This is a genomic window from Kitasatospora sp. NPDC047058 (assembly GCF_040643935.1).
In the GTDB taxonomy this organism is placed as follows: domain Bacteria; phylum Actinomycetota; class Actinomycetes; order Streptomycetales; family Streptomycetaceae; genus Kitasatospora.
This window is the reverse complement of sequence record NZ_JBEYVJ010000729.1, coordinates 1-2,153: the sequence shown is the minus strand read 5'-3', so window position 1 is coordinate 2,153 and position 2,153 is coordinate 1. Positions and strand designations below refer to the sequence as shown.

Sequence of the window (2,153 nt, the reverse complement as noted above, 5' to 3'; positions counted from 1 at the left end):
GCCGGGAGCGGCTCCTCCGGGGCGGCGGGGCCGGTCCGCCGCTGGGTCTGCGCCGCGACCAGCGAGCCGAGCACGATCGCCGCGCCGACCGCCTGGACGGGGCTGAGGTCCTGCCCGAGGGCGAGCCAGCCGAGGGCGGTGGCGACCACCGGGCTGAGCAGCCCGAGGAAGGTGACCGAGGTCGGCGGCAGCGCGCGGATCCCGCGGAACCACAGCGCGTACGCGACGGCCGCGCCGATCAGGCAGAGGTAGCCGTAGCCGAGCAGGTTGGCGCCGGTCAGGTGGGACGGCGGCGCGCCCTCGACCAGGAGCGCGACCGGGAGCAGCAGCAGACCGCCCGCGGTGAGCTGCCAGCCGGTGGTGGCGAGCAGCGGGGCCGGCGAGGTCCACCGCTTGGAGAGGACGACGCCGGTCGCCATCACGACCGCGCCGCCGAGCGCGGCGGCCACCCCGAGGGCGTCGAGCTGCGCACCGGCGCGCAGCACCAGCAGGCTGACCCCGGCCACGCCGGCGATGCCGGACAGGAGGGTGCGCAGTGAGAGGCGGTCGCCGAGGAGGGCGGCGGAGAGTCCGGCGGCGATCAGCGGCTGGAGGGAGCCGAGGGTGGCCGCGACCCCGCCGGGCAGCCGGTAGGCGGCGATGAAGAGGAGTGCGAAGAACGCGCCGATGTTGAGTGCACCCAGCACCAGCGAGCGCCACCACCAACTGCCCTTCGGCAGCCGGCGGGTGACGGCGATGAGGAGCAGGCCGGCGGGCAGGGCGCGGATCACTCCGGCCAGCAGCGGCCGGCCGGGCGGGAGCAGTTCCGTGGTGACGAGGTAGGTCGAGCCCCAGATGGCGGGAGCGAGAGCGGTCAGCAGCACGATGGCGAGTCGATTCCTTAGCACTAAGCCAATGTATCTCAGCGCTAAGACATCTGGACGCGGCCGTGGGTGATCGCCGATGTGAGGTATCTCACCGCTAAGGCATCGTTTAGGCTGGACCCGTGGCAGATCACGTGGACCGGGTGGTGCGGCAGTGGGGCGCGGAGCGCCCCGACCTCGACGTCTCCCCGATGGAGGTGCTCGGCCGGCTCAAACGCCTCAGCCGCCTCGTCGACACCGAACTGAAGCGGAACTTCGCCGAACACGACCTGGACGCCGCCTCCTTCGACGTCCTCGCCACCCTGCGCCGCAGCGGCCCGCCCTACCTCCTCACCCCCACCGGCCTGATGCAGTCGTCGATGGTCACCTCCGGGGCTATCAGCCAGCGCCTCGACCGCCTGGAGGCCCGCGGCCTGGTCACCCGCACACCCAGCGGGACCGACGGCCGCAGCCGCTACGTGGCCCTCACCCCCGAGGGCCACGCCCTGGTCGACCAGGCCCTCCCCACCCACCTCGCCGTCGAACGGCACATCCTCTCCGGCCTCGACGCACCGCAGACCGAGGCTCTGGTGGCGGCCCTGCGCACCATGCTCACCACCCTGGGCGACGATGACGCGGCCGGGTGACGGCCGCGCCTTCTGCTACGGGTTGACGGCCAGCGCCTTGAAGAAGGTGTAGTGGAACGTCCCGCCCTCCTCCGCCGTGCGGCGGAGGCCGGCGACGCCCCGGTCGAACGCCTCCGGCGTGGCGAGGCCGGCGGCCAGCGCGTCGGACCGCACGGACTCGACCATGGCGACGAAGGTGCGGCGGGTGAAGCCCTCCACCAGCGCCGGCCGGCTGCCGTCCGCGGAGACCGTGCGGGGACGGACCGTGACGTCGCGGAAGCCCGCCTCCGTCAGCAGCGGGTGCAGCCGGCGGCCGATCAGGGCGTCCCCGCCCGCAGCGGCCTGCAAGCGGACCAGGTGGTCCACCGCCGCCCGGGCGTCGGCGCTCTCCGGGTGGAAGAGCGCCGAACCGTGGTCCCCCTCGATCACGGTGACGGTGCCGCCCGGCCTCAGCACCCGCCGCAACGCGGCCAGTGCCGCCACCGGGTCCGCCAGGTGCTCCAGCACGAAGCAGACGAAGACGTGGTCGAAGGCGCCGTCGGCGAACGGCAGCCGGTGCAGGTCCCCGTGGTGCCACGTCACCTGCGCACCCGGCGCGTGCGCCGCCACCCGGGCGCGCGCCCGGGCCAGCGAGTCGGCCGAGAGGTCGGCGGCGGTCAGGCGGATGCCCGGGCTGCCCGCCAGC

The 2,153-nt window shown here is 74.5% G+C and carries 3 protein-coding genes; 1 reads left to right on the top strand and 2 read right to left on the bottom strand.

What is annotated here, in order from left to right; translation table 11 throughout:
* The coding region (locus ABZ885_RS39885) for an EamA family transporter (protein ID WP_360199915.1) at positions 1 to 887 on the bottom strand (887 nt) is incomplete at its 3' end.
* 98 nt (positions 888 to 985) lie between these two features.
* On the opposite strand from ABZ885_RS39885, the gene ABZ885_RS39880 reads away from it, so the two are divergent.
* Positions 986 to 1,489: a MarR family transcriptional regulator gene (locus ABZ885_RS39880; RefSeq protein ID WP_360199913.1), complete on the top strand. Its 504-nt coding sequence runs from the start codon at positions 986 to 988 to the stop codon at positions 1,487 to 1,489.
* A 15-nt stretch (positions 1,490 to 1,504) separates the two neighbouring features.
* Here ABZ885_RS39880 and ABZ885_RS39875 read toward each other — a convergent pair whose 3' ends face one another.
* Positions 1,505 to 2,152, bottom strand: a complete 648-nt coding sequence (locus ABZ885_RS39875; protein WP_360199911.1) for a methyltransferase domain-containing protein — start codon at positions 2,150 to 2,152, stop codon at positions 1,505 to 1,507.
* Between the last annotated feature and the right edge of the window lies 1 nt (position 2,153).